The 24,405-nt window shown below is 63.2% G+C and carries 22 protein-coding genes; 8 read left to right on the forward strand and 14 right to left on the reverse strand.

The window, feature by feature from the left end; genetic code table 11:
• Positions 1-230: 230 nt before the first annotated feature.
• The 7 genes from ABEA18_RS05205 to ABEA18_RS05235 form a co-directional block, all read right to left on the reverse strand.
• The gene (locus tag ABEA18_RS05205) at positions 231-1,913 is read right to left on the reverse strand and encodes an ABC-F family ATP-binding cassette domain-containing protein (RefSeq protein ID WP_345448236.1); all 1,683 of its coding nucleotides are present in this window, start codon (positions 1,911-1,913) and stop codon (positions 231-233) included.
• A gap of 33 nt (positions 1,914-1,946) precedes the next feature.
• A complete protein-coding gene (locus tag ABEA18_RS05210; protein ID WP_345448237.1) occupies positions 1,947-2,543 on the reverse strand; it encodes a TetR/AcrR family transcriptional regulator in 597 nt (198 codons plus the stop codon).
• Positions 2,544-2,566: 23 nt separating this feature from the next.
• Positions 2,567-3,847, reverse strand: a complete 1,281-nt coding sequence (locus tag ABEA18_RS05215) for an FAD-dependent oxidoreductase (protein ID WP_345448238.1) — start codon at positions 3,845-3,847, stop codon at positions 2,567-2,569.
• A gap of 189 nt (positions 3,848-4,036) precedes the next feature.
• On the reverse strand, positions 4,037-4,297 hold the full coding sequence (locus ABEA18_RS05220) for a hypothetical protein (protein ID WP_345448239.1): 261 nt from the start codon (positions 4,295-4,297) through the stop codon (positions 4,037-4,039).
• Between the two features lie 208 nt (positions 4,298-4,505).
• Positions 4,506-6,482: a penicillin-binding transpeptidase domain-containing protein gene (locus ABEA18_RS05225; RefSeq protein ID WP_345448240.1), complete on the reverse strand. Its 1,977-nt coding sequence runs from the start codon at positions 6,480-6,482 to the stop codon at positions 4,506-4,508.
• Positions 6,483-6,577: 95 nt separating this feature from the next.
• Positions 6,578-7,237, reverse strand: a complete 660-nt coding sequence (locus tag ABEA18_RS05230) for a response regulator (protein WP_345448241.1) — start codon at positions 7,235-7,237, stop codon at positions 6,578-6,580.
• A complete protein-coding gene (locus ABEA18_RS05235; protein WP_345448242.1) occupies positions 7,234-8,559 on the reverse strand; it encodes a sensor histidine kinase in 1,326 nt (441 codons plus the stop codon). The genes ABEA18_RS05230 and ABEA18_RS05235 overlap by 4 nt, the downstream gene beginning before the upstream one ends.
• Before the next feature lie 194 nt (positions 8,560-8,753).
• On the opposite strand from ABEA18_RS05235, the gene ABEA18_RS05240 reads away from it, so the two are divergent.
• Together ABEA18_RS05240 and ABEA18_RS05245 are read left to right on the forward strand one after the other, a co-directional pair.
• Positions 8,754-9,845: an ABC transporter permease gene (locus ABEA18_RS05240; RefSeq protein ID WP_345448243.1), complete on the forward strand. Its 1,092-nt coding sequence runs from the start codon at positions 8,754-8,756 to the stop codon at positions 9,843-9,845.
• A gap of 39 nt (positions 9,846-9,884) precedes the next feature.
• Positions 9,885-10,583: an ABC transporter ATP-binding protein gene (locus tag ABEA18_RS05245; RefSeq protein ID WP_345448244.1), complete on the forward strand. Its 699-nt coding sequence runs from the start codon at positions 9,885-9,887 to the stop codon at positions 10,581-10,583.
• 71 nt (positions 10,584-10,654) lie between these two features.
• Here ABEA18_RS05245 and ABEA18_RS05250 read toward each other — a convergent pair whose 3' ends face one another.
• The gene (locus ABEA18_RS05250; RefSeq protein WP_345448245.1) at positions 10,655-11,047 is read right to left on the reverse strand and encodes a winged helix-turn-helix transcriptional regulator; all 393 of its coding nucleotides are present in this window, start codon (positions 11,045-11,047) and stop codon (positions 10,655-10,657) included.
• Positions 11,048-11,129: 82 nt separating this feature from the next.
• Between ABEA18_RS05250 and ABEA18_RS05255 the strand changes: the two genes are divergently transcribed.
• Positions 11,130-11,735, forward strand: coding sequence for an NAD(P)-dependent oxidoreductase (locus tag ABEA18_RS05255; protein WP_345448246.1), 606 nt, complete (start codon positions 11,130-11,132; stop codon positions 11,733-11,735).
• Between the two features lie 202 nt (positions 11,736-11,937).
• Here the strand turns inward: ABEA18_RS05255 and ABEA18_RS05260 are convergent, their stop codons facing one another.
• From ABEA18_RS05260 to ABEA18_RS05285, 6 genes are all read right to left on the reverse strand, one after another.
• Positions 11,938-13,383: a phytoene desaturase family protein gene (locus ABEA18_RS05260; RefSeq protein WP_345448247.1), complete on the reverse strand. Its 1,446-nt coding sequence runs from the start codon at positions 13,381-13,383 to the stop codon at positions 11,938-11,940.
• Entirely contained in the window at positions 13,376-14,947 is a 1,572-nt protein-coding gene (locus ABEA18_RS05265) for a glycosyltransferase family 87 protein (RefSeq protein WP_345448248.1), read from the reverse strand. The genes ABEA18_RS05260 and ABEA18_RS05265 overlap by 8 nt, the downstream gene beginning before the upstream one ends.
• A gap of 16 nt (positions 14,948-14,963) precedes the next feature.
• Positions 14,964-15,089, reverse strand: coding sequence for a hypothetical protein (locus tag ABEA18_RS05270; protein WP_345448249.1), 126 nt, complete (start codon positions 15,087-15,089; stop codon positions 14,964-14,966).
• Between the two features lie 33 nt (positions 15,090-15,122).
• Complete coding sequence (locus ABEA18_RS05275; RefSeq protein WP_234752948.1) at positions 15,123-15,263, reverse strand: hypothetical protein; 141 nt, start codon at positions 15,261-15,263, stop codon at positions 15,123-15,125.
• 581 nt (positions 15,264-15,844) lie between these two features.
• Positions 15,845-16,429 (reverse strand): histidine phosphatase family protein, encoded by a 585-nt coding sequence (locus tag ABEA18_RS05280; protein ID WP_059388855.1) that lies wholly within the window; start codon positions 16,427-16,429, stop codon positions 15,845-15,847.
• 1 nt (position 16,430) lies between these two features.
• Positions 16,431-17,927, reverse strand: coding sequence for a CCA tRNA nucleotidyltransferase (locus tag ABEA18_RS05285; protein WP_345448250.1), 1,497 nt, complete (start codon positions 17,925-17,927; stop codon positions 16,431-16,433).
• A gap of 216 nt (positions 17,928-18,143) precedes the next feature.
• On the opposite strand from ABEA18_RS05285, the gene ABEA18_RS05290 reads away from it, so the two are divergent.
• The 5 genes from ABEA18_RS05290 (at position 18,144) to trxA (ending at position 24,067) form a co-directional block, all read left to right on the forward strand.
• The gene (locus tag ABEA18_RS05290) at positions 18,144-18,644 is read left to right on the forward strand and encodes an NUDIX hydrolase (RefSeq protein WP_345448356.1); all 501 of its coding nucleotides are present in this window, start codon (positions 18,144-18,146) and stop codon (positions 18,642-18,644) included.
• A gap of 70 nt (positions 18,645-18,714) precedes the next feature.
• Positions 18,715-20,796, forward strand: a complete 2,082-nt coding sequence (murJ, locus tag ABEA18_RS05295; protein ID WP_345448251.1) for a murein biosynthesis integral membrane protein MurJ — start codon at positions 18,715-18,717, stop codon at positions 20,794-20,796.
• A 143-nt stretch (positions 20,797-20,939) separates the two neighbouring features.
• The gene (locus ABEA18_RS05300) at positions 20,940-22,589 is read left to right on the forward strand and encodes an ABC transporter substrate-binding protein (RefSeq protein WP_345448252.1); all 1,650 of its coding nucleotides are present in this window, start codon (positions 20,940-20,942) and stop codon (positions 22,587-22,589) included.
• Positions 22,590-22,747: 158 nt separating this feature from the next.
• On the forward strand, positions 22,748-23,704 hold the full coding sequence (trxB, locus tag ABEA18_RS05305; RefSeq protein ID WP_345448253.1) for a thioredoxin-disulfide reductase: 957 nt from the start codon (positions 22,748-22,750) through the stop codon (positions 23,702-23,704).
• A 36-nt stretch (positions 23,705-23,740) separates the two neighbouring features.
• The gene (gene trxA, locus ABEA18_RS05310; RefSeq protein ID WP_078107075.1) at positions 23,741-24,067 is read left to right on the forward strand and encodes a thioredoxin; all 327 of its coding nucleotides are present in this window, start codon (positions 23,741-23,743) and stop codon (positions 24,065-24,067) included.
• The last annotated feature ends 338 nt before the right edge of the window (positions 24,068-24,405 follow it).

The raw sequence follows: 24,405 nt of genomic DNA on the forward strand, positions 1-24,405 counted from the left end.
TCGCTCACTTTTGGGGCGTTTCCGGCCGACGCTCGCTCACTTCTGACGCGTTAGAGGCCGACGCTCGCTCACTTGAGGTGAGCGCGCGTTCCGTGGCGGGGCACCAAAGGTGAGCGAGCGTTCCGAAAAAGCCCACCAAAGGTGAGCGCGCGTTCCGTGGCGGGGCACCAAAGGTGAGCGAGCGTCTCAGCCCGGGAACGGCGTCGTGCGCGGACGGGGTCGGCTGGAAGTCAGCGCGCCCGTTCCACCCGGGACTCGTCCCAGACGGGCTCCGCGGATTCGTAGACTTTGCCGTCGGATCCGAAGACGAGGAAACGGTCGAAGGACTTCGCGAACCAGCGGTCGTGCGTGACAGCCAGGACGGTGCCTTCGAACGCGTCGATGGCGCGCTCCAAGGCTTCGCCCGAGTGCAGGTCCAGGTTGTCCGTCGGCTCGTCCAGGAGCAAGAGCGTAGCGCCGGACAGCTGAAGGAGCAGGATCTGGAAGCGCGCCTGCTGCCCACCGGAGAGCGACTCGTACTTCTGCTCGGCCGAACCCACCAGCCCATAAGAGTCGAGCGCGCCGGAAGCAGCCTCGCGGCCCAGCCCGGAACGGTGTTCGTCGCCCCGGTGCAGGATGTCCAGGAGCGTCCGGCCCAACAGATCCGGACGGGAATGGGTCTGAGCGAAGAATCCGGGACGGATCCTGGCACCCAGCTTGACGGTGCCTTCGTGCGGAACTTCAGCGATTTCGACGTCGGAAACCGGCAAATGCTCGCGCTCCGGGTCGGTGCCGCCTGCAGCAAGGAGCCGCAGGAAGTGGCTCTTGCCCGAGCCATTGGAACCGAGCACGCCCACCCGGTCGCCGAACCAGATCTCGGTGGAGAACGGCTTCATCAGGCCCGTGAGTTCAAGCTTTTCAGCTACCACAGCGCGTTTGGCCGTGCGGCCTCCCTTGAGGCGCATGTGCACGTTCTGCTCCAGGGGCAGGGCTTCGGGCGGTCCGGCCTCAAGGAACTTGGCGAGTCGCGTTTGGGCGGCCTGGTACTTGTTGGCCATGTCCGAGCGGAATGCAGCCTTGGTCTTGTACATGATGACGAGTTCCTTGAGCTTCAGGTGCTCCTCGTCCCAGCGCTTGCGCAGTTCCTCGAAGCGCGCGTTGCGGTCGATACGCGCTTCCACATAGGTGCCGAAACCCCCGCCGTGCACCCAGGCACCGGCCCCGTTGATGCCGGGCTCAAGGGTCACGATGCGGCCCGCGGCGTTGTTGAGCAGCTCGCGGTCGTGGCTGATGAAGAAGACCGTCTTCTTGGATTCGTTGAGCTTGCTTTCGAGCCAACGCTTGCCTGGAACGTCGAGGTAGTTGTCCGGTTCGTCGAGGAGTAGGAGCTGATCCGGTCCGGAGAACAGCGCCTCAAGCACCAGCCGCTTCTGCTCGCCGCCCGAAAGGCTCGACGCCGGGCGGTGCTGTGCGCGGTCAAAGGGGATGCCGAGCGCGGCCATGCAGACCTCGTCCCAGACGGTCTCGACGTCGTACCCTCCGGCGTCTCCCCAGTCCACGATCGCTTGGGCGTACCGCATCTGGGTGGGCTCGTCGTCGTGCTCCATCATGGCGAGCTCGGCGTCTTCGACCGCTTTGGCGGCCGCGGCGAGGGCCGGCGGCGCGGCTGAAACGAGCAGGTCACGCACGGTGGACTCATCGCGGACCTGCCCGACGAACTGTCGCATGATGCCCATGGTGCCGGAACGGCCCACCACTCCTTCGTCAGGCGTGAGATCGCCGGCGATGATCTTGAACAGGGTGGTCTTTCCCGTTCCGTTCGGCCCGATCAGGGCCGTTTTGCTGCCGTCCGGGACCTTGAAGGTCACGCCGTTGAGCAGCTGGGTGCCGTCGGAGAGGAAGTAGTCGATGCCTGAAACGTCAATATGGGCCACTGCCCAATCTTCCCACGGACCGCGGGAGACTCCTTAGTCGCCGGTTTTGGTGATCCAGTCCGACAGTCCACCGCTTACGGCGCCGGTCAGGTACCGCTGGATTGTCGGCCCTAGCGCTTGGACGACGACGGCGTGCGGGGCCGAAGCGATCGGCTCCAGTTTGATCAGGTAACGGGTGAGGATGAGTCCGGAAAGCTGCGATGCCACCAGGCTTCCGCGCCACGAAGCCTCTTCCGCGGGGACACCAAGGCCAGCCAGCAAAGGTTTGATAGCCCGGTTGAGGATGAACTCGCGGACCAGTGCCGCACTCCATTCGTGTTGCATCGCCGTTCTCAGGACCGCGACCCCGGCTGCCCCCGCGGGCGAGTCCCAAACTGTCAGGAAGCGCGATACCAACCGCTCCCCGACGCCGTCCCGCGGCCCGTCAAGGACAGCCGTCAGGTGTTCCTTGGGGTCCACAGGAGACTCAAGCGCAGCCATGAACAGCTGCTCCTTGGTGCCGAAATGATGGTTGATCATGGATGGATCCACACCGGCCTCGGCCGCGATGGCCCGGACTGTTGCGGCGTCATATCCTTTGCGGCTGAACTGTTCACGGGCCGCACGGAGAACCGCGTCCCGGCTGCTCACCTGTCCCGGGCGGCGACCCCTGTTCACACCGGTTTCCGGTTCACGGCGGGCTTCCGGCGCGCAAAGTCCGGGGCGTGCTCCGGCCGCGGGCCGAAGGCGATCATGAGGGCAGGAAGTTTCCCGAACCCGGGTACATGGCGGGCGGCAAAGACCACCGGACCCGGGGGCCCGACTAACTGGCCTTTTACTGCGGGGCCGAAGACCGCTTTCTGGATGAGGAGCTGCATATTCTGGATCACTACGGTGGGGAACCAGCGGCGCTTCTGCACCGACGCGAGGTCTGCCTCGACAAGGGTGTCCTGAAGCAATGGGCGGGCAATGCGCCGGGCCGCGGCAACGGCGTCCTGGATAGCCAGGTTGATGCCCACTCCTCCAGCAGGAGACATCGCGTGGGCGGCATCTCCGATGAGGAGGAGGCCTGGTTTGTGCCAGGGCTTGATCCGGTTGAGCTTCACATCGAGCAAATGGAGATCGTCCATGGACCTGATTTCATCCACGCGGTCCGCCAGATCCGGGCGGATTCGGGCGACGCGGGCACGGAAGCTCTCGACACCTTCGGCACGCATTTGCGGGTCCTTGCCTTTCTCCGCGATGTAGCCGATCTGGTAGAAGTCCTTGCGCGTCAGGCTGAGGAGCACATCGGTGCCGGAGAAGCGGGGCATGATCGAGGCCAACTGTCCCTGTTCGTCCGCGCGCCGGGAGAGCCTGAACCACCAGGTGTCGAACGGCACGGGGAACTCGCGGGGGACCAGTCCTGCCTTCTGCCGAAGCACCGAGCTGCGGCCGTCGCATGCCACCGTCAACGTCGCGCGAAGCTCCCCCGTCCCGGTTTCCTCTCCGGACGCCGCGTCCCGGATGCGGTACGCCACCCCGGCGACCTTCCCGCCGTCGTCGTACAGCAGATCCGTGACCTCGGTGTTCATCCGGAGCGTGAACTGCGGCTCTTGCTGTGCGGCGTCCACCAGGAAATTCAGGAGGTCCCACTGCGGAACCATGGCTACGTAATCGTAGGGCGGCTTGAGGCGATCGAAGTCGACCAGGGTCACTTCCTTGCCGCCCGCGGGGAGTTTGAAATTGCCGAGCTTGCTTTGGGGCAAAGCGCGGAATCCCTCGCCCAGCCCAAGCTCATCCAAGAGACGGATGGTGGAGGGGTGGACGGTGTCGCCGCGGAAGTCGCGCAGGAAGTCGGCGTGCTTTTCGAGGATGGTGACGTCGACGCCGGCCCGGGCCAGAAGGAGTCCGAGCATCACCCCCGCCGGGCCCCCGCCCGCGATGACGCAAGTGGTGCTTTCAGGCTGGTTCATGGCCACTCCCACCGTTGCAACTAATTCAACAAGCGTTGAATTAAGTGTGCACCCGCTGGAAATACCTGTCCAGAGGGCGCCCATCCCCTGCGACCCTCGCTCACATATGTCCCCCTTTCCGGCGACGCTCGCTCACATATCGCGCCGAAATCCCGTGCAGCTGGGCCTGCCGCGGTCAGGAATGTCCCGTTACGAGCTGGTGCGGCCCGGGTACGGGGTGTGTGGCAAGTTCGCGATGATCGATGCGAACAGGACAATGTAGGCAACGAAAAACAGGACCCATAAGACGAACAGGCCGATCCCCACCCAACCTAGGATCTTTCCTTCCTGTGCCGCTACCCCGAATCCCTCGGCTTTCTTCGCCTGCATAATGGCCAAGGGTCCGAAAACAACGCCCAATGAGAAGATTCCGATCACGCCGAACACAGCCGCCAGGCGCGCGTGCCTCATGCCCTCCATGTACCACTGCAACTGACCCAAGCTCACAGGGCGTTGATCGGACGGTGACGGGTAAGCGGACTGAAATCCTTGCTGCGGCGTCGACATGGGTTCCCCTCGTTGCTGTTGCTTTTTAGCGTTACCTTCCAGCAGAAGGCGCGGCGTGACAGCCTGAGAATACGTCCATCCAGAGAACAAACACCAGCGGTCTGCGGACGGCTCAGCCAGCCGCGGTGAGGAACGACTTGAGCAGCGGGCCGCTGGTTGTCGCACCGAGCCCGCCGTCTTCCACGAACACTGCCACCGCCAGATCTCCGTGCACTGCAACAATCCAGGCGTGCGTCTTGGGCGGATTGTCGTTTCCGAACTCGGCCGTCCCAGTCTTCGCGCCAACGGGTGCCCCCGGCACCGACGCGAGGAAACCCGCGTGGCCGGAGGTCACCACAGCCCTCATCATGTCGCTAAGCGCGGCTGCCTCCGCCGGCGTAACCGGCTTCTCGGACGCCGGCGCGGCGGGAGAGGCCGACGACGACGGCGCGCCGGAAGCCGTCGGCGTGGCACCCGCGGAGGGTGAGGCTGAGCCGGGGTTCAGGACGAGTTGCGGCGACACCGGCGCGCCGTGGGCCACCGAAGCTGCCATGATCGCCGCGGCCAGCGGGGAAAGCAGCACTTTTCCCTGGCCGATCATCGAAGCCGCGTGCTCGGTGCCGTCGGCGTTTCCCGGCACGGATCCCAGGAAGGCATCGGCCCCCAGTTTCGGGGCTTGGACTGCTACTCCCAATGAAGTTGCCGCGGATTCGAGCTGGGCTTGGCTGACCTTGTCCCGGGAACTGATGAAGGCCGTGTTGCACGAATGCGCAAAAGCGTCCCGCAAAGCAACCGAGCCGAGCGACGACACCGGATAGCCTTCGGCGTTCTTGAAGGTCCGGCCGTCCACTGTAATTGTTGGCGTACATTCAACCTTGGAATCCGGCGTCATTCCGTTGCGGATCAAGGCGAGTGAATCAACGATCTTGAACGTCGAACCCGGCGCGTACTGCCCCAGCATCGCCGTGTTGTAGCCGTTGCTTCCAGGGCCGGAGGCCGCTGCGAGAACGGCGCCAGTCGAGGGGCGGAGCGCCACTATGGCCGATGCCGGGCCGACGCCGCCCAAGGTGTCTTCAGCGAGTTGCTGCAAACGCGGATCCAGGGTGGTCTTCAACGGATCGCCGGGCTTCACATTGACGGCAAAAAGCAATCGGCGGGGGTCGGGCCTCGCGGCCTTGATCTGTTCGTCGGTCATGCCCTGCGGCCGGGTCTTGATGGAGACTCCATCCTGACCTCGGAGTTGCGCGTCATACTGCTCCTGCAGGCCGCCTGTTCCCACAGTGTCTCCCACCTTGAGGGCACCCCCGGCCTTTTGGATCTGTTCGGCGCTTGCCTCAGCCGCGGTACCCAACACAGCCCGGGCGAAGGTGCGGGTCGGTGCCAACGGCAGAAAATCTGGAATGCCACGAGCGCCCGGAATCGACGCAATCTGCTGGTCCGTGACTGTCCGGTTTCCGTCCTCGCGCAGGGTGATGGCGCTGACGAATGCCTGTGGGCCGGACGCCTGGACCTGTTTCACATACGCGGCTTCGTCCACGCCGACCAGTTGGGCAAGCTTCGCCGCCGAAACAGCGGGATCCGCCGATCCAATCGTGGTCTTATCGATGCCCACGTGAACCACTGGACGGTAGCTGACCAATTTCGCGTCCCCTGCGCCGAGGATATCGGCCCTGGACGGGGAGGTGACGGTCTTGTCCAGGACTTCGCCGTCCTTAAGGTCCGGCTCCAGGAGTGTCGTAGTCCATTGGACGGCCCACTTGTCGCCGGATTTCTTCAGTGCGGCCTGGGAGGTGTATTTCCACTCCGCTGTTCCGATCTTCCACGTGAAGTTGAGCGGGACCGACGCTTTGTCGCCGTCGAGCTTCACAGCGCCGCTTTCAACGGACGGCTTGGCCGGATCGAGGGCCGCAAACACGGCCTTGAGCTGCTCGTTCGCCGCTGCGGCGTCTTTGCCGTCAACGGCGAGCGATCCGACGTCGAGCGCTGCCAGGGACGACGCGAGCTGCTTCGCCGCCCCCTCCGCCCCGGAGCGGCCGTCATCACAAGCGGTCAGCGAGCCCGCAATCATCAGGGCGGCAAGCCCCAGGACAAGATTCTTGATTTTCCCCATTTGCGCCATTATGCCTTCTTGGGCCGACCGGATTGATCCAAATCACAGCACGTTGCGCTTTTGTGATGCTTCAGGCACCTGGGCTTCCGCGGATCCTACTGACTCCGGATGATCCTGCGCTGGGTTGCCGCCGCGATGGCCGCGGTCCGGTTGTCCACGCCCAGCTTGCCGTAAATGTGCACCAAATGGGTCTTGACTGTGGCCTCGGAAATGAAGAGTTGCTTCGCCATCGCACGGTTGCTCATGCCAGTGGCGAGGAGCTCCACGAGTTGGACTTCACGTGCACTCAGGGCGTGCACCGGATTGCGGATCCGCCCCATGAGCCGCGCGGCGACCTCCGGCGCAAGGGCTGTTTGACCCGCTGCCGCAGACGCTACAGCTTCCCGGATTTGCTCGGGTGGCGCGTCTTTGAGCATGTATCCGCTGGCTCCGGCTTCTACCGCGGCGAGGATGTCGGCGTCGTTGTCATACGTGGTCAGGATCAGGACCGGCGGCGGGGGAGTCCCGGCTTCACCGGCTTTGATCTTGCCGGTAGCGGTGACGCCGTCCATCCCCGAGCCCATTTGCAAGTCCATGAGGACCACGTCCACGGGTTCTCCGAGGCTGTGGAGCTTTGCCAGTTCAGCCAACGCGGCGCCCCCGTCGGCCGCTTCCGCCACCACTTGGACGCCTTCAAAATCGGCAAGCATGGCCCGGAGCCCTGCGCGGACCACGGGATGATCGTCAACCAGCAAAACCCTGATGTTGTTGCTCATGGGGATGCCTCCAAAGCCGGGTTGCCAGTACCCAAGGGCAGCCTGATTGCCACCACGGTCCCCTCCCCGGGAGCCGACTCGACAGCGAGGGTTCCGTCCAGGGCCGCGAGCCGCTCGCGCAGGCTTTTGAGCCCGACGCCGGTTCCGTCACCGCGGGTTTCCGCGGCAGCGGCCGCTGCGGGATCGAAGCCCGTGCCGTCGTCGAACACGTCCATGGTCACTTCGGCGTCCAGGAAGGACAGGGTGACGACGGCGGTGCTCGCCTGGGCATGCGCCCACACGTTCGCAAGGGAAGACTGAGCCGCGCGCAACAAAGTGGTCTGGTAAGGGTTGGGAAGCGCCACCGGCGTGCCCTCGAGCTCGAAGCGGCAGCGCAACGTCGCTCCGCGCGCCGCGGCCTCGGCCTCGGTCTTGGCACAGAGGCGACGCAGAGTGTCTGCAAGGGTGGACTCGTCCAGCTCCGGGGACCCGAGTCCCCGCACAAAATTGCGGGCCTCCGCAAGGTTGCTGGCTGCTGTCTCCCGGACGGTCCTGAGCCGGTCACGGGCCGCGGCGTTGTCACCGGCGTCGAGGGCTTTCTCGGCCGAGCGCCCCATCAGGACGATGCTCGAGAATCCCTGCGCCAGGGTGTCGTGGATTTCACGAGCGAGTCGTTCGCGCTCAGCCAGCACACCAGCGTCGTGCTGGCTGCGTGCCAGCTCGGCCCGGGTGCGGCGCAATTCCTCAGCGGCGAGGCGCTGATTCTCTGCCTCGACGTAGAGCGCCCGATACGCCAGGCCTGTGACAACCGCGAAGGCGGCACCGAAAACAGGCCCGAGGACCATGGCAGATTGCAAGGCATCCGCCCCGGCACCACGGTTATGGAACCACATGGCCGCGATCAGCAGTGCGGTGCTGGCAGCTATGGCTGGGAGGGCGAAGCGCCGCGGCAAGATATGCAGTTGCAGGAAGAACAACGGGAAAGCCATCCAAGCGAAGTCCGGACTGATGAGCATGAGCAGCAGCCACAGGAAACCCACGACGGCGAGCCACCAGCGTGCGTAAGGCTTCGGATCGAAGCGCTCAGGGTTGCCGGCGTGCCTCTTTTCGAGAACCGTCCCCACGAGGTAGACAGCAGCCAGTAGCAGCGCAAGGCCGAGGCCGGAACCCGTGGCGAAAGGGGAAAGTCCCGCCACGGCAAGCCTGAGGACGGCGACCAGCAGAAGCACCGCGAAACCGACGTGCAGGCTCACGCGCAGGACACGCAAAATCATGGCCGAGCCACTGGGCTGCGCCGTGACGCTGGGCTGCGCGGTGGCTTGCGGCAAATCGTCTCCCTGCATGCCCTCCAGCGTAGTCTCGCCCGCCGACACTCTTGGCTAGGTTCTGCCGTATTCGGGCCCAATCAACCAAAAGGTTGACCCGCGGGTCAACCAAGGCGATCGGATGAGTCCATCCACTGCCTGATGTTTCATGCGCCAACTGCCCGGAGAGTTGAAACGGGACCAGAAGATCGCCTCCGAACCAAAGGAATTCCATGTTTCTCGCAGTGCGCGACATCCGCTTCGCCAAGGGCCGCTTCGCCCTCATGGGAAGCGTCGTCGCCCTCATCACACTCCTTCTCGTCATGCTCTCCGGACTGACCGCGGGCCTCGGCAACCAGTCGACGTCGGCCATTGCAGGCCTTCCAGCGCAGCAAATCGCCTTCGGCGCGCCCCCCGGTGGCGAGGCCAAGGCGTCTTTTACGGAATCGGAAGTGTCCAACAAGCAGCTCGAAGCCTGGCGGAACCGGCCGGGTATTTCTTCTGCCGAAGCCGTGGGTATCAGTCAGACGCGGTTCCAGTCCCTCGACTCCTCCAATAACGCCGCGGGCACTGCCAACGTCGCGGTCTTCGGGTCCGACGGCGGCATCTCGCCAGTGGCGGTCAAGGAGAGCGAGGTGGTGGTCGGGGAGTCCTTGGCGAAGGAGCTCTCGCTGAGCACCGGGAGCAGGGTGACCGTAGGCGGTACCAACCTAACGGTTTCTGCCGTCGCCCGGGACGAGTGGTATTCGCACACGGGAGTCGTCTGGACCTCCCTGGCCACGTGGCAGAAGCTCGCACATATTCCTGCCGGGGAATCGATTGGGACAGTCCTCGCGGTGACGTACGACGCCGGTGCCCCGGTGGACCTCGACACCGCCAATGCGGCGGCCGGTACTGTCAGCGCCACCCCCAGCGGCTCGTTCCAGGCCCTCGGGTCCTACAAGAGCGAAAACGGCTCCCTGATGCTTATGCAGGCTTTCCTCTACGGCATCTCGGCGCTTGTCATCGTGGCGTTCCTGACCGTCTGGACTGTCCAGCGCACACGGGACATCGCGGTGCTCAAGGCCATGGGCGCCTCCTCCGGCTATGTGGTGCGCGACGCACTGGTCCAAGCGGGCATCGTCTTGCTAGCGGGCGCGGGACTGGGTGGGGGCCTTGGTGTCCTGGGCGGCTTCTTTGCCGCCAAGGCGGCCCCGTTCCTAGTAACTCCGCTGACTACGCTCGTCCCGATTGCCGGGATCGTGATCCTCGGCCTTGGCGGTGCAGCGGTTGCCGTACGCAGCATCACCCGAGTGGATCCGCTGATCGCCCTCGGCGGCAACTAGGCCATTCCGAACACTTAATATTCCACGAAAGGCATATTCATGCACTCCGCATTAAATCTCGTCAATGTCACCCTGGAATACCCCGACGGAGACTCCACCCTCAAGGCCCTGGACGCCGTGGATCTCCGCGTGGGCGCCGGGGAATTCTTTTCCCTCGTGGGCCCGTCCGGCTCCGGGAAGTCCTCGCTTCTCGCAGTGGCGGCAACTTTGGTCCGGCCGGGTTCCGGGCTCGTTATCGTCGACGGCACGGTTGCCACAGAACTCAAGGACACCGAACTGACTGCCCTGCGCCGGGAAAAAGTGGGCATCATCTTCCAGCAAGCCAATCTCCTGCCGTCACTGACCGCCGTCGAGCAACTGATCATCGGAGACCATTTCCGGGGGAAGCCGGCCGCTAAGGCGCGAAAGCGCGCTACGGAACTGCTCGACGTCGTAGGGCTCGGGACTTCGCTCAACAAGCGGCCGCACCAGCTCTCCGGAGGCCAGCGGCAGCGCGTAAACATCGCGAGGGCGCTCATGGGCCAACCCCGGGTGCTGCTCGTCGACGAGCCGACGGCTGCCTTGGATCACGAGCGCAGTGAATCGATCGTGCGGTTGCTGCGGCAGGTCACGGACGAATTCGCGACGGCGACCGTCATGGTCACGCACGACACCGAGTTCCTGCCGCTCACCGATTCGGTCGCAACCATGAGGGACGGGCGCCTCGGTTTGGGCGTACCCGTCGGCACACCCAACTGACTCGCATTTGTTGTCGTTATGAGGCCTTAAAACGACAACAAATGCGAGCTAGTTGGGCAAGAAGCGAAGGGTTAGCCCCCGATCAAAGCATCGTCCCGGGCATCGTCATAGGCATCGCGGGCCTTGAGAATACTGGGCACGTGGTCCTCCGCCCAGAGACGCAAAAGGGTCAATGGCTCCAACAGGGAAGCTCCAAGCTCGGTCAGTTCATAGTCGACGCGCGGGGGCACCTGCGCGTGGACGGTCCGGGTGATGAGACCGTCGCGCTCCAGGGTGCGAAGGGTCTGGGTGAGCACCTTGGGCGTCACCACGTGGACCATCTTGCGAAGCTCGGAGAAACGGATGGGGCCGTCCGCGAGGACCTGGACCACCAACGAGGCCCATTTGTCGCCGATGCGCTGAAAGATCACTCGAGACGGGCAATCGGGGTCAAGGATGTTTGCTGGCAGCATGTTGGTATCCATGAAGTAACTAAGTTCCTTTGAAGCTATCAGTATCAATTAGATACTGTTTCGATATTGCAAGGATAGCAACCCAAGGAGAGTCATGAAAATCGCAGTTTACGGCGCAACGGGCATGGTCGGAAGCCAGATCGTCAACGAATCCCTCACCCGCGGTCACCAAGTCACTGCCATCTCCCGCAAGGGCTCGGAGGTTGCCGGAGCGAAGGCTCTCGCCGCCGACCTCGCTGATGGCCAGAGCTTCGCGGAGATCGCCAAAGAGCACGACGCGGTCATCCTCGCCACCGGCCCGAGCCGCACCGGCGGAGACCACGGAGAATGGCTTGCGGCAATGGACACCGCCTACAGCAACGCCGAAGGCACACGCCTCATGATCGTCGGCGGCGCAGGAACACTGGAGATCGACGGCGTCCGCCTCCTCGATTCGCCGGACTTCCCTGAGGTCTACAAGGCCGAGGCAACCACAGCGGCCGCAGCTTTCGCCGCCGTCAAGGAAGCTCCCGAGAGCCTGGACTGGACGGTGCTCGCACCTGCGCCCGTCATCCAGCCAGGTGAACGCACGGGAAAGTACACCACTGCCAAGGATTCACCAGCCGGAAACATCATCTCCACGCAGGACTACGCGGTCGCCATGTTGGACGAAATCGAAACTCCGGTCCACCGCCGCGCCCGGTTCACCGCAGCCAACTAACCCCACGCCCGCTCACATATGAGGGCACATTTGCCAACGCTCGCTCACATATAAGGGAAACACGCCGATCGCTCCTGCAGATCATCTGCAGGAGCGATCCGCCGGTGGGCCTCATACGTGAGCGAGCGTTTGGGATTTCGACGACATACGGGAGCGAGCGTCCGGGGGATTCGGCACATAGGTGAGCGAGCGTCGGGGGAGGTTAACCGCCCAGGCCAAGCCCGGGTATCTGCAGGCTGAACATGTCTTTCAAGGCATGTTTCGCAGCGTGATACCCGGGCATTCCTGTTACTCCGGGCCCGGGGGGCGTTGAGGATGAACACAGGTACACTCCTGGAATGGGCGTCCGCCATGGCACCGTTGAAAACACGGGACGCCGCACCAATCCCCGAATGTCCATCAGTCCTGCACTGAAGTCTCCACCAACATAGTTCGCGTTGTATTCCGCCAAGCCTGCCGCCGTCGTCGTTTTCCAGCCGATCACCACGTCGCGGAAGCCCGGCGCGAATTCCTCAATCCTGGAGATGACCGCCTCGGCCATGTCCACAGTCGATCCTTTGGGCACGTGGCAATAGGACCAGAGAACGTGCCGCCCGGCTGGAGCGCGCCCGGGATCCACAATGGATGGCTGGGCAACAAGGATGTAGGGCTTCGCGGGATGTCGGCCGGCCGCTACCAGGTTCTCGGCCTCGGCCATGGCGTCACGCGTGCCACCTATGTGGACCGTCCCGGCGGCGGCCAGACCCGGAGCTGCCCAGGGCACCGGCCCGGAGAGGATGAAATCCACCTTGCACGCTGCATTCCCGAACCGGAATGCTTCCAGCGACCGCTTATAGCGGTCGGGAATCACCGAACCGGCCATACGCAGCAGTCCCGGGGGAGCAACATCCAACAGGATGGCCTTCGCGGGGCGCAGCTCTTCGAGGGAATCGATCTGCCCGCCGGTCTCAATCACTCCGCCGTGGGCCTCGATGTCCCGGACCATGGCCTCCGCTATAGCCACAGAGCCACCAACGGGAATGGGCCACCCGCCGGCGTGAGCCAACGCCCCCAGAAGGAGTCCCGCCCCCGCGGCGGCGAGCGAAGGAAGCGGCCCCACAGCGTGCGCCGCGACCCCGGTCAGGAGTGCGGGAGCCGCGTCCCCGGAGAAGCGCCGGTTCCACCACGGCGAACCCTGCTCCAGGGTCGCCAAGCCAAGTCGTAACGCCGCCACCGGATCGGCCGGGATCCTCAGAAGATGGTTCTGCGTCACGTCCAGCACCCCGCCCATGCGCTCCACCAGTGGTCCCATCAGGCGGGTAAACGCAGATCCGTCAGGCCCGAGTTCAGAAGCGGTCCGCTCCAGCGAGCGATACGCGAGGGCTGCCCTGCCGCCGTCGAGCGGAGTTCCGTATTGGATTTCCGGCAATCGCAGCTCCACGCGCCGCTCGAGTTCAAACTCCCGGAAGAAACGCGAAGCCAGCGCCATCGGATGGACCGCGGAACAGACATCGTAGACGTGCCCCGGTTCCAGCAGCTCAGCTGTCCGCGTTCCCCCGCCGATCGTCTCGGCGGCCTCATATACCCGCACAGCCAGGCCCGCGCGGGCCATGACTACCGCGGCGGCCAAGCCGTTAGGTCCGGAGCCGACGACGGCGACCTCAGCCATCGCCTTCGGCCTCGCCGCCTGTAGAGGCCACTGAGTCGTGGGAAGGTTTGGGCGTATCGACCCCGGATTGCGCGTCGAGCACGGACTCGGCCTCCACGGCGTTCAAGGGATCGCGCCGCCAAGGAAGCACCGATGCCGCCGGGTTCTTGAGGTCTATCCGGAACCTATCCTCGGCGCCGTTGAACTCACCACCGTGGGGGTCGTCCACACCGTGGACTCGGAGGGGATCCAGGTGGGGTTCCCAGATGTCCCATGCAACCCTCAACATCAAATATGCCGTTGCGGCCATGTGTAGCGTGACGGCCATGACGTAGTACGGCATATCGATGTTGTTCTGCGCGGCCCCGCCGCTGGTCGTCTGGCCCAGATACATCCACGTGGCGGTCCAATGCAACGCCTCGGCCGCCTGCCAGAGCAGGAAATCACGCCAGCGGGGTCTGGCCAAAGCCAGCAATGGCACCAGCCAAAGGACATATTGGGGCGAATAGACCTTATTGCTAAGGATGAAAGCTGCCACTATCAGAAACGTCAACTGGGCCAGCCGCGGGCGCCGCGGCGCTGTCAAAGCCAATACGGCAATCAATACGCAGGCAATGAGGAACATGTCCATCGCCAGGGCATTGATGGCCTCCGGGCCAAGCTGGACCAGTTGAAGGCGTTCCGCGACGAGGTTGTAGGCGAACCACGGAGAGCTGTATCCAGCGGGGCGATCACGGGTGTAGTCGAAAAAGTAGCGCCAGCCGGCCGGGTTGACGATTGCGACCGGGACATTGACTGCGAGCCAGGCTGCCGTGGCGGACAAAGTGGTCAAAATAAGGACCCGCAGCCGGCCGCTGCGTAGCGCTAGTAACAAGACTGCGCCCAGCATGAGCAGCGGATAGAGCTTGGTGGCTGTCCCCAAACCGATGAACAGACCGGCCAGGACGGGACGTTCCTTTGCGAAGAAGTACATCCCCACCGCGAGCATGGCCACGGCCCACATGTCCCAATTGATGACTCCGGCCAGCACGATCCCGGGCGCCAGGGCCACTATGGCAGCGTCCCACGGCCGGCGCCGATTGATGCGCGCGGTAGCCAGGACAACCACGATCCACATGGCCGCAATCAGGGTCGCATTCACGTCGAAATAGCCAAGGATCCGTTCGGGGCTGGCACCGTGCCCCGGTACGAGCCATGTAGTGACACCCGCAATCAGCCCCGTGATCACGGGATATTCGAACAGGGCTTTCTGATCGAAGATCGGAAAAACGCCGTCCGCAAGGCCCCGACTGCTGAAAAGTTCGGGGAAGTCCGAGTAGCAGGTGGCGTAGAACTGCTGGGGAGTGTGCCAACCGTTGACGCGGCAATAGCCCTTGATCAAGATCGACAGGAGTGCCGCAACGATCGTGAGGATAATCAGGACCCGTTCAACGGTGAAGAACCCAGGGGAGACGGCCCCGGGGGAGGACCGCTGCCCAAGAGGTCCTCCGATCAACTCGGTGAAGTTCCTGAGCAAGGAATCACTACGGCTGGGAACCACAAAGCGGGCACGCTTTTCCTGGCTGTGCGGCTTCGTCTCCTGCATGGAATCGAGCTTACCTTCAGGCCCGGCGATCAGGTTCCAGCAAGCCGCGGCGGACAGCCTCGCGCCTAAGTCCCGCGTTAAAAGGCGGAAGCCCACGCATAGCCGCGTGGGCTTCCAAGGCGAACTGTCCGATGTGTGCCATCAGTCCCTCCTGAATTGCAGTGGTGGGGGACACTCAGCGGATGATGCCCATTTGGTGCAGGACGACGTAGACGTCTTCCCTGCGTTGGTCCAGCAGTTGCCCGTTGAAGAGCGTCTTGTCTTTGACGACGGGCTTGCTGTTGAAGACCATCAGGTCCTTGAGGCGCTTGGCCAAGAGTTCACCTCCTTTCGATTTGAAGAGAATTGCCGGAATTCGGGCATGACAATTAAGCCCCCTGAATTCGAAGAAAACAGCGCAGAATTAGGCGTGTGAATGCCGGGCAATGATGGGTGGATTAAGCGGATTTATCGAATGACCGTAAACAGTACCGAAGCATGGAGTTCCGGTAGGTGGTATCCAGGGGCAGCCGTCCCCAACAAGAAGCTGGTTCCGAACTATGAGGAAACTGCGCACCACGTCAATCGCGTGATACCGCTCAATGGTAGGCCCAACCCAGAGCCTGATTGCACCGCGAACTGCCCCGAATAATCAGGGGAGGAAGTACATCAGGGGGAGCTAGGCCGCAAAACGGCGTCGATCAGCGAAGGCCGGGGTGCCAGCAACGGTCATCTTCCATCCGCTAGTCAAAGTAATCATTTTCCCAACCTCCTTTTCTGCTTTGGCACTACCGCAGTTGACTGGCTGGGTAGTGCACGCCTCAATCCCGGCGGATCGCTCTGGGATCAAAAATAAAGTTACACCATGAATCGCGCTGTTGACCAGCCAATTACAAACAATTTAGAAATTAATTCTTCCTACAGTCCCCAGCGAAGAATAGCGGGCGTCCGCTTGTCCCAACCCAAAGTGCAAACTTTGGCTGTTCCCAGGACAAAGTGGCGGCCTTCCCGGGCATCCAATTCAAGCCAGCGGGCCGTGAGGATGCGGGAAAAATGCCCGTGGGCCACAATCAGGACGTTGTCCATTCCAGACTCGAGGACGCGTGCAATGATCTTGTCGGCGCGGGCTGCCACGGAGTCGAGAGTCTCGCCGTTGGGAACGCCGTCGAACCAGATGAGGTAGTCCGGGTTGTCTTTGCGGATGAGGTCCGAGCTGATGCCTTCGTAGTCGCCGTAGTTCCACTCCACAGCGAGCGGTTCATGAACGGCGTCGGGGAAGCCTGCCAACTCCGCGGTACGCCGGGCCCGGCGCAGCGGCGATGTCAAGACAAGGTCGAAGTCGATGCCTTCCAAGATCTTGCGGGCTTCCACCGCCTGCTGTTCGCCTTCCACCGTCAAGGGAAGGTCCGTCAAACCGGTGTATTGGCCGCTCTTGGACCATTCGGTCTCCCCGTGACGCATGATCCAGAGCTGTGGCCGGGAAGGCTTGGCTGCAGGGTTCACTTCAGGACTCCTCTGGTTCGGCGGTGCCTGCTTTGGCATCGACGGCTGGTTCCGATGAAAGTTCGACGGCGGACTCGGGTTGCCCGGCCCACCACGCCACGAGCTTGGACTCGGCATCCTCCTGGGACAGCGGACCGTTTTCCATGCGCTCCTCCAGGAGGAACTTATAGGCGCGGCCAACCACGGGCCCGGGCTTGAGTCCCAGCAAAGCCATGATTTGCGCTCCGTCCAAGTCCGGCCGGATGGCATTGAGAGATTCCTGTTCGGCCAGGACCTCAATCCGTTGCTCAAGGTCATCGTAGGCAAAGGAGAGCCGCTCCGCCTTGCGCTGGTTACGTGTGGTGACGTCGGACCGGGTGAGTCGGTGTAGGCGCTCCAACAAGGGCCCGGCGTCGGCCACATATCGGCGGACCGCGGAATCGGTCCAGCCCGCATCCCCATAGCCGTAGAAACGCATGTGAAGCTCCACAAGCCGCGCCACGGCCTTGATGGTGTCGTTGTCGAAGCGCAGGGCCTTCATGCGTTTTGCGGTCAGCTTGGAGCCGACCATGTCGTGGTGGCGGAAGCTCACCGCGCCGCCCGGTTCGAAACGGCGCGTCGCCGGCTTCCCGACGTCGTGCATCAGCGCGGCGAAGCGCAACACAAAGTCCGGACCAGGCACCGGGCCGTCCGGGCCGGTCTCGAGCGACGCGGCCTGCTCCAGGACCTGCAGGGAGTGCTGGTAGACGTCCTTGTGCCGGTGGTGCTCATCGGCTTCAAGGCGCAGCGCAGAAACCTCCGGCAAGACAAATTCGGCCAGTCCGGTATCCACGAGGAGGTCGATGCCCGCGCGCGGGTGCGCACCATTAATGAGCTTGACGAGCTCCTCGCGCACGCGTTCGGCGGAAATGATCTTGATCCGCTCGGCCATGCCGGACATTGCGAGGCGGACGTCGTCGCGCACCGCAACGCCGAGCTGCGCCGCGAAGCGGGCCGCGCGCATCATGCGCAGGGGATCATCGGAGAATGATGATTCCGGTGCTCCCGGGGTGGCGAGGACCGAAGCATGGAGATCGCGGACGCCGTGGAACGGATCCACGAGTTCCAGCGAGGGCAACCGAAGCGCCATGGCATTGATAGTGAAATCGCGGCGGAGAAGGTCGTCCAGCAGCGAGGAGCCAAAAGCCACCGCGGGCTTGCGGGAATCGGCGTCGTAGGCCTCGGCCCGGTACGTCGTGATCTCGATCTGGAAGCCGGACTTCTTCATCCCGATCGTTCCAAAGGCGCGGCCGATTTCCCAGAAGTTGTCGGCCCACCTCTTGATGATGGAAAGGGTCTGGTCCGGAGTGGCGTCGGTGGTGAAATCCAGGTCGGGCGAGACGCGGCCGAGGAAAAGGTCCCGCACCGGGCCGCCAACCAGCGACAGTTCGAATCCAGCGTCCACAAACCGCTGTCCGAGGTCCAGGACCACTGGATCCATGTGGAAATTAACTGAAGAACTGTCCAATACTTGCGCCATAGTTCCTTAAGCTTGTCAGATTTCGCTGCGCCATCCCACCGGATCCTTGTCATTGCGCTGTGATTGCGTGGCGACGGCACCGGGATCACGGGCGAGCGCCATCCGTACGTCACCGCGAGTCCATGTCCCGGTCATCACCAACGGGCAAGAGTCGTTAGAGTGGACTTCATGGCCAACCCGATCCCGAGTGCTCCTGGCAGGAGGACGAACGCACCATTGCCGTCGGCAATTGGTGCCCACGTCGCGCCCGTCCCGCACCCGGCCCAGGCGGCCCTTCCGACGGTGGAGGAAGTCTCCGCAGGCGGCGTCGTCGTAGACACGTCCGACGGCGAACTAAGGGTTGCGATCATCGCCCGCCTTAATAGGGGTGGCCGGCTTGAGTGGTGCCTTCCGAAGGGGCATCCGGAGGGCAAGGAAAACAACGAAGAAGCAGCCGTGCGCGAGATTGCAGAGGAGACCGGGATCGAAGGCAACGTCCTCGCTCCCCTCGGCAGCATCGACTACTGGTTCACCGTGAGCGGTCACCGGGTCCACAAAACCGTGCACCATTTCCTCTTGCGCGCGACCGGTGGAGAGCTGACAATCGAGAACGATCCCGATCAGGAGGCCATCGATGCCGCCTGGGTTCCCCTCCAGGAATTGGCCCGCAAGCTGTCCTTTCCCAATGAGCGGCGTATCGCCGATCTTGCCCGCGAAGTCCTGCCCGAACACCTCTAACACGGCCTTTCCCACCGTCTGACACCGGTTTGACGCACCAGGCAGCCCGGCTCATGGGACGATAATGACAATGTCTGCCGCCAAAACAACCCAGTCACCCCAGTCCGGAGAAACACGTTCCAGCGCCGTCATGGCCGCGGGGACGCTCGTTTCACGGTTCCTCGGCTTCGCCAAAACCTGGATGCTTGGCGCCGCACTGGGCCTGGGATCGACGGTCAATGACACCTTCATCAACGCCAACAACCTGCCCAACCTGATCTTCCTCCTGGTCGCGGGCGGCGTGTTCAACGCCGTACTGGTCCCGCAAATCATCAAAGCGAGCAAGGGCCCGGACCGCGGCGCGGACTACATCAGCCGGCTCCTGACCTTGGCCGTGCTGGTTCTCTTGACGCTCACGGCGCTGGTCACGCTGGCCGCACCGATGGTCATCGACCTCACTACCCAGGGCTATTCACCCCAGCAGAAATCTCTGGCCGTAACGTTCGCGTTCTATTGCCTCCCGCAGATCTTCTTCTACGGTTTGTATGCGTTGCTGACCCAGATCCTCAACGCCAACGGTGCCTTCGGCCCCGCCATGTGGGCGCCGATCCTGAACAACGTGGTGGCCATCGCCGGATTGGGCATGTTCATCTGGATCCTCGGTGCCAACAACACCAACCCCCACACCTTGGACAATTGGGGGCCGTTCCAGACCTTCCTGATCGCCGGATTCTCCACCGTCGGCGTGCTCGCGCAGACCGCGATACTCCTCGTCCCGGTGATCCGCTTGCGGCTCGGGCTCCGGCCGCGCTTTGGTTGGCGGGGCGTGGGACTGGGCCAGGCAGCAAAACTGAGCGTCTGGACGCTCCTGACCGCCGCCGTCGGGCAGCTCGCTTTCCTTTACGTCATGAGGATCGCGACGATTCCCGGCTCCGAGCGGCTCCGCCTGGAGCACGCGCAGGACCCGGCGGCCGCCACTCTCCCCGGTAACGCGGTCCTCGAAGTCGCCAGCCAGCTGTACTTGCTTCCGCACTCGATCATTGCGTTGTCGCTCGCCACGGTGCTCTTCAACCGCATGGCCCTTGCCTCCCAGGCCGGCAACAAAGCCGAACTGCGCGAAGCCCTCTCGCACGGACTGCGGACCATGGCCGTCGCAACCGTCTTCGGAGCGCTGGCCCTCTTTGCCCTCGCCGGACCGTTGGGCATGTTCTTCTCCGGCGGGAAGCCCCAGGACGGCGTCATGCTCGCCCAGACGCTGACGATCCTCGCGCTGAGCACGCCGTTCATGAGCGCCAACTTCATGATGTCCCGCGTCTTCTACGCCAACGAAGACGCCCGGACCCCTTTCTATATACAGCTCATGTTGGCCCTGCTCAACGTTGTGGGCGCGTTCATCATCCAGTTCCTGCCGGTGGGCCGGATCATCTTCGCGATCGCCGTCCTGTACACGCTCGGCAACATCCTGTCCGTGGTCATCAGCGTCTGGTTCCTTCGACGCCTCCTCGGCCATGTGGACGGTCCCCGGATCGCAAACTCGTACATCCGCATGGGCTACGCGGCCTTGGGCTCGGCGATCGCGGGCGCCTTGGCTTTGTGGCTCCTCGGCAGCTACCACGCTGACGGTTTCGCGTGGAGCAGCAGGCCTGCCGCCTTGGTGACGGTGGTCGTCGTCGGGCCCGTCATGCTGCTTGCGTATCTGTTCCTGCTGCGCGTCTTCCACGTGAGCGAGCTGCGCGATTTGCTCCGGCCGGTGCTCGGCCGGCTCGGCCGGGGTGTTCCAGTCGAGAAAACACCGCCCGCGGGCGGAAAACAGACCCCGACGGCGGTCCGCGCCACAGTGTCCGACGACACCGGGCTCATTCCGCGCATTTCGGGCGAGTTCGACGCAGCATCCTTCCGCGCCGGTCCCGCCTTGCAAACCATCCCTTCCAAGGACGGGTGGGATGGCGGCCACGATCCTGACCGCATTGCCGATGGAGGCATTGCGGAAGGGAGGGATACAGTGGACGCTTGGTCCGACATCGAGAAGTCATATCTGCCGGATGAAGACATCCCGAGCACCGCGCAAGGGGCCGCAGGCCGCCCGGGCATCCCGTTGCCGGGCCGCCGCACCTATCAGGGGACGCTGGGAAACAATCCATATTTCCGCGGTGGACCCCGCCGCAAAAGGTGACGCATCCTCGCAAACCCGGAGCCGGAACGGCCCAATCAGCTAGGATCAGAAACTAATACAGGTAGTTGCAGACCACGGGTCACCCGGCTGGCCGGATCCCGTATTCAGGACCCGCAGCTTCCGGACAGTCATAGGAGGAACCCGTGTCCCACCCGATCGATGTCGGATCAGTGCTTGGCGGCCGCTACAAAGTCACAGCCACCGTGTTGACTTCGCACGACCAAGATCTGGTGCTCGACGGCGTGGACCAGGTCCTCAACAGACCTGTCAGCATCCTCGTGGCCGGCCCCGGAAACGCTGAGCAGGTCGCCAAAAGCGCCCGCGAGGTAGCCACTGGGGAACGGCCCGGCCATGTCCAGATCCTCGATCTCGGCGTGAGCGACAGCACCACGTACCTCATCACCAACCACAGCAGCGCTCCTGACCTACTGGATCTCGTAGTGGCCACCAACCCGCCCTACGTCGAACCGTTCTTCACGGACACTCTTGGCAGCGAGATCTTCGGCCAGGCCAGGTCCCACGAACCCGAGACCTACGACGGACTGTACGACGAAGAAGAGCACGACGCCGAGTACATCAGTTACGACGAGGTCGAGCCCCATCCCGCCGGCGATTCGTTGCAGGGGACCCCGGCACCTGCGGACCCGCGCCGCCCGGTGGTTCCTCCCATGCCTGCTGCCCGGCCGACGTCGGCCCGTGGGGGCATCGGTTCCCGCATCGCTGCTGCGGCAGCGGGAGCAGGGGCCGCTGCCGCTGCGGCCGCAGCCGCCGTAAAGGGTACCGAAAGATCAACCAGCGACCACGGCGAAGCCGCACCTTCAGGGAGGGCCGGATCCGCTTCGGCTGCCGAGTCGAGCCGGACGGCTCCCCAGCAAATCCAAGAGGCGCCCGCCACGCAGGCTGTTCCGGCGTCCACCCCTCCGGCGCCCACCTCCGCGAACCCCGCCCAGGAATCCAAGGTCTCTCTCTGGTCCGAAGACGACTACGGCTTTGTTAACGACGAAGCCGGCTCCCGAGGTGCGGACACTTCTCGCGATGCGGCCGCAGCTACCGGGGGATACAGCCGAGGAGCATCGAGCTTCCCCTCGACGGCGCGTGAGCAGGCAGAGCCCCTCGACGAGGACGAATACTACGACGAAGAGCCAGTCCGCGAGCCCCGTTCCTTCCGTTGGCTCGTGGGTGGGGTCCTTGCCGCCGTCTTGATCGTGGGTTTGGTTCTGGCTGTCACCAATCTCGGCAACCTCATCCCCGGCGGGACTCCGGCAGCCAAGCAGACCTCCACAGCTTCTCAAACGGTAACCGGACAGCCGAGTAGCAGTGCATCAGCATCAGCGCCGGTCGCAGCGCCGCCGGTCATTGATGGAGTCACCCGCATGGGCGATTTCGAATTCGCCGCGAGCTACGACAAAGACCTGGTCAAGGCTTACGACGGCAACGCCGCGAGTTACTGGTCGGACATGGAGTTCGCCACCGCGGACTGGGGCGGCCTGGCACCTGATGGAGTTTCGCTGCTCGTCAAGCTCAAGGCACCCTCACAAGTAACGTCCGTCACCTTGAGTCAATTAGGCGCATCCGGTGGAAACATCAACGTTTACACCAACGACCGTCCGGCCATGGACGGTGCCAAATTGGTAGGCACCAACAGCTTCACCTCACCGGAGCTCACCATGCCGCTCAGTTCCCCTGTGACGGCCCAGTACGTCATCATCTCCATCAAGTCCCTGCCCAAACTGACCGCGCCCAAGACGCGCTACGGGTTCGGCCTGCGCCTTGCGGAGATCAAGGTCCAGTAGTCGACGGCGGAAGGCCTGCGCTGCCGGACGGTACCCTGAATGGTGGCGGATATTAGGGTCCGCGGGAACATCGGAATATTCCGCGCCGACAAAGGGTTGTGCCATGTGGCCGGCCGCAAGGATCCGGTGCATCGACTAAGGAAGAGGTTCACCTACCAGTGAGCAACGCAGAAAACACCGCGTCCAACGTACGTGATGTCATCATCGTAGGCTCAGGGCCTGCCGGTTACACAGCGGCCGTCTACACGGCCCGCGCCAACATGAAGCCGCTGCTCATCGCCGGTTCCGTGACTGCCGGTGGCGAACTGATGAACACAACGGACGTCGAGAACTACCCCGGTTTCCCCGAAGGCGTCATGGGACCTGATCTCATGGAGAACTTCGAAAAGCAGGCGGCACGCTTTGGGACTGAGATTCAGTTTGAGGACGTCACTGAACTGGACCTCGACGGCGACATCAAGTCCGTGACGATTGGCACGGGGGAGACCTTCAAGGCACGCGCCATCATTCTTTCCACGGGTTCCGCATACCGCGAGCTCGGCCTGGCGAATGAAAAGCGTCTTTCCGGACACGGCGTGAGCTGGTGTGCAACCTGTGACGGTTTCTTCTTCAAGGACCAGGACATCGCAGTGATCGGCGGCGGTGACTCTGCAATGGAGGAAGCACTTTTCCTCACCAAGTTCGCCAAGTCCGTCACCGTGGTACACCGCCGCGACGCCCTCAGGGCTTCGAAAATCATGGCTGACCGTGCGCAGGCCCACGAGAAGATCAATTTCGTGTGGAACACCGCCGTCGAGGACGTCATCGGTGGGGACAAGGTGACCGGCTTGAAACTGAAGAACCTCGTCGACGGCACCGAGTCCGAACTCGCCGTCACCGGCGTTTTCGTGGCCATCGGCAACGATCCCCGCACGGAACTCGTAAAGGGAAAGCTGGAGCTCGCCCCTGAAGGCACCATCGCCGTCGACGGCCGCAGCTCCAAGACCAGCATCAAGGGCGTCTTCGCCGCCGGCGACGTCGTGGACCCCACCTACCGCCAGGCCATCACGGCAGCTGGTTCCGGTTGTGTCGCGGCTTTGGACGTCGAGCACTATCTTGCAGACCTGCACGCCTAATCGGCACGGCAGCCATCCATTCGAAGGGAAAGAATTATGAGCAACGCTAAAAACGTTACCGACGCCAGTTTCAGCACCGACGTCCTGGCCGCTGAAAAGCCGGTCATTGTGGACTTCTGGGCGGAGTGGTGCGGCCCGTGCCGCAAGTTGGGTCCCATCCTCGATGAGATCTCGGTTGAGTACGGAGACAAGGTTGACGTCGTCAAGCTGAATGTCGACGACAACCCAGCCATCGCCGCTGAATACGGCATCACGTCTATTCCTGCGGTTTACCTTTTCAGTGGGGGAGAAGTGAAGAGCACAGTTATCGGCGCCAAGCCGAAGCAATTCTTCGAAAAGGAATTTGAATCCGTACTGTCCTAGGACGTCGGGCGCCCCTTTAGCGGTCGCTTCTGATTCGGCCGGTGGCCCTCGCTCAAGAGCGAGGGCCACCGGCTTTTTCGTGCCTTCAGTGTGCGGTTTCGGGGTTCGTGGTCTCGCGACTGACGGAGCTGGTGGTGAATGTTGGTAGGCCGATGCAAGCGCTGCTGCTGCCTGTGGACTGAGGTGCCGTTAGTGAACCATTTTCAATCTCAAAATAGACAACTTTTCCGGGAACGGCCTGGACTGGCATGAAATCTGTTGTGCGCCTGGAGTCGGGCTCGTATAAGGACAATTGCCGGCAGGATTGGCATGGACTAAGGGCTAAACGACAAGTGCAC

Source organism: Arthrobacter gyeryongensis, from assembly GCF_039543785.1.
Lineage (GTDB): Bacteria > Actinomycetota > Actinomycetes > Actinomycetales > Micrococcaceae > Arthrobacter > Arthrobacter gyeryongensis.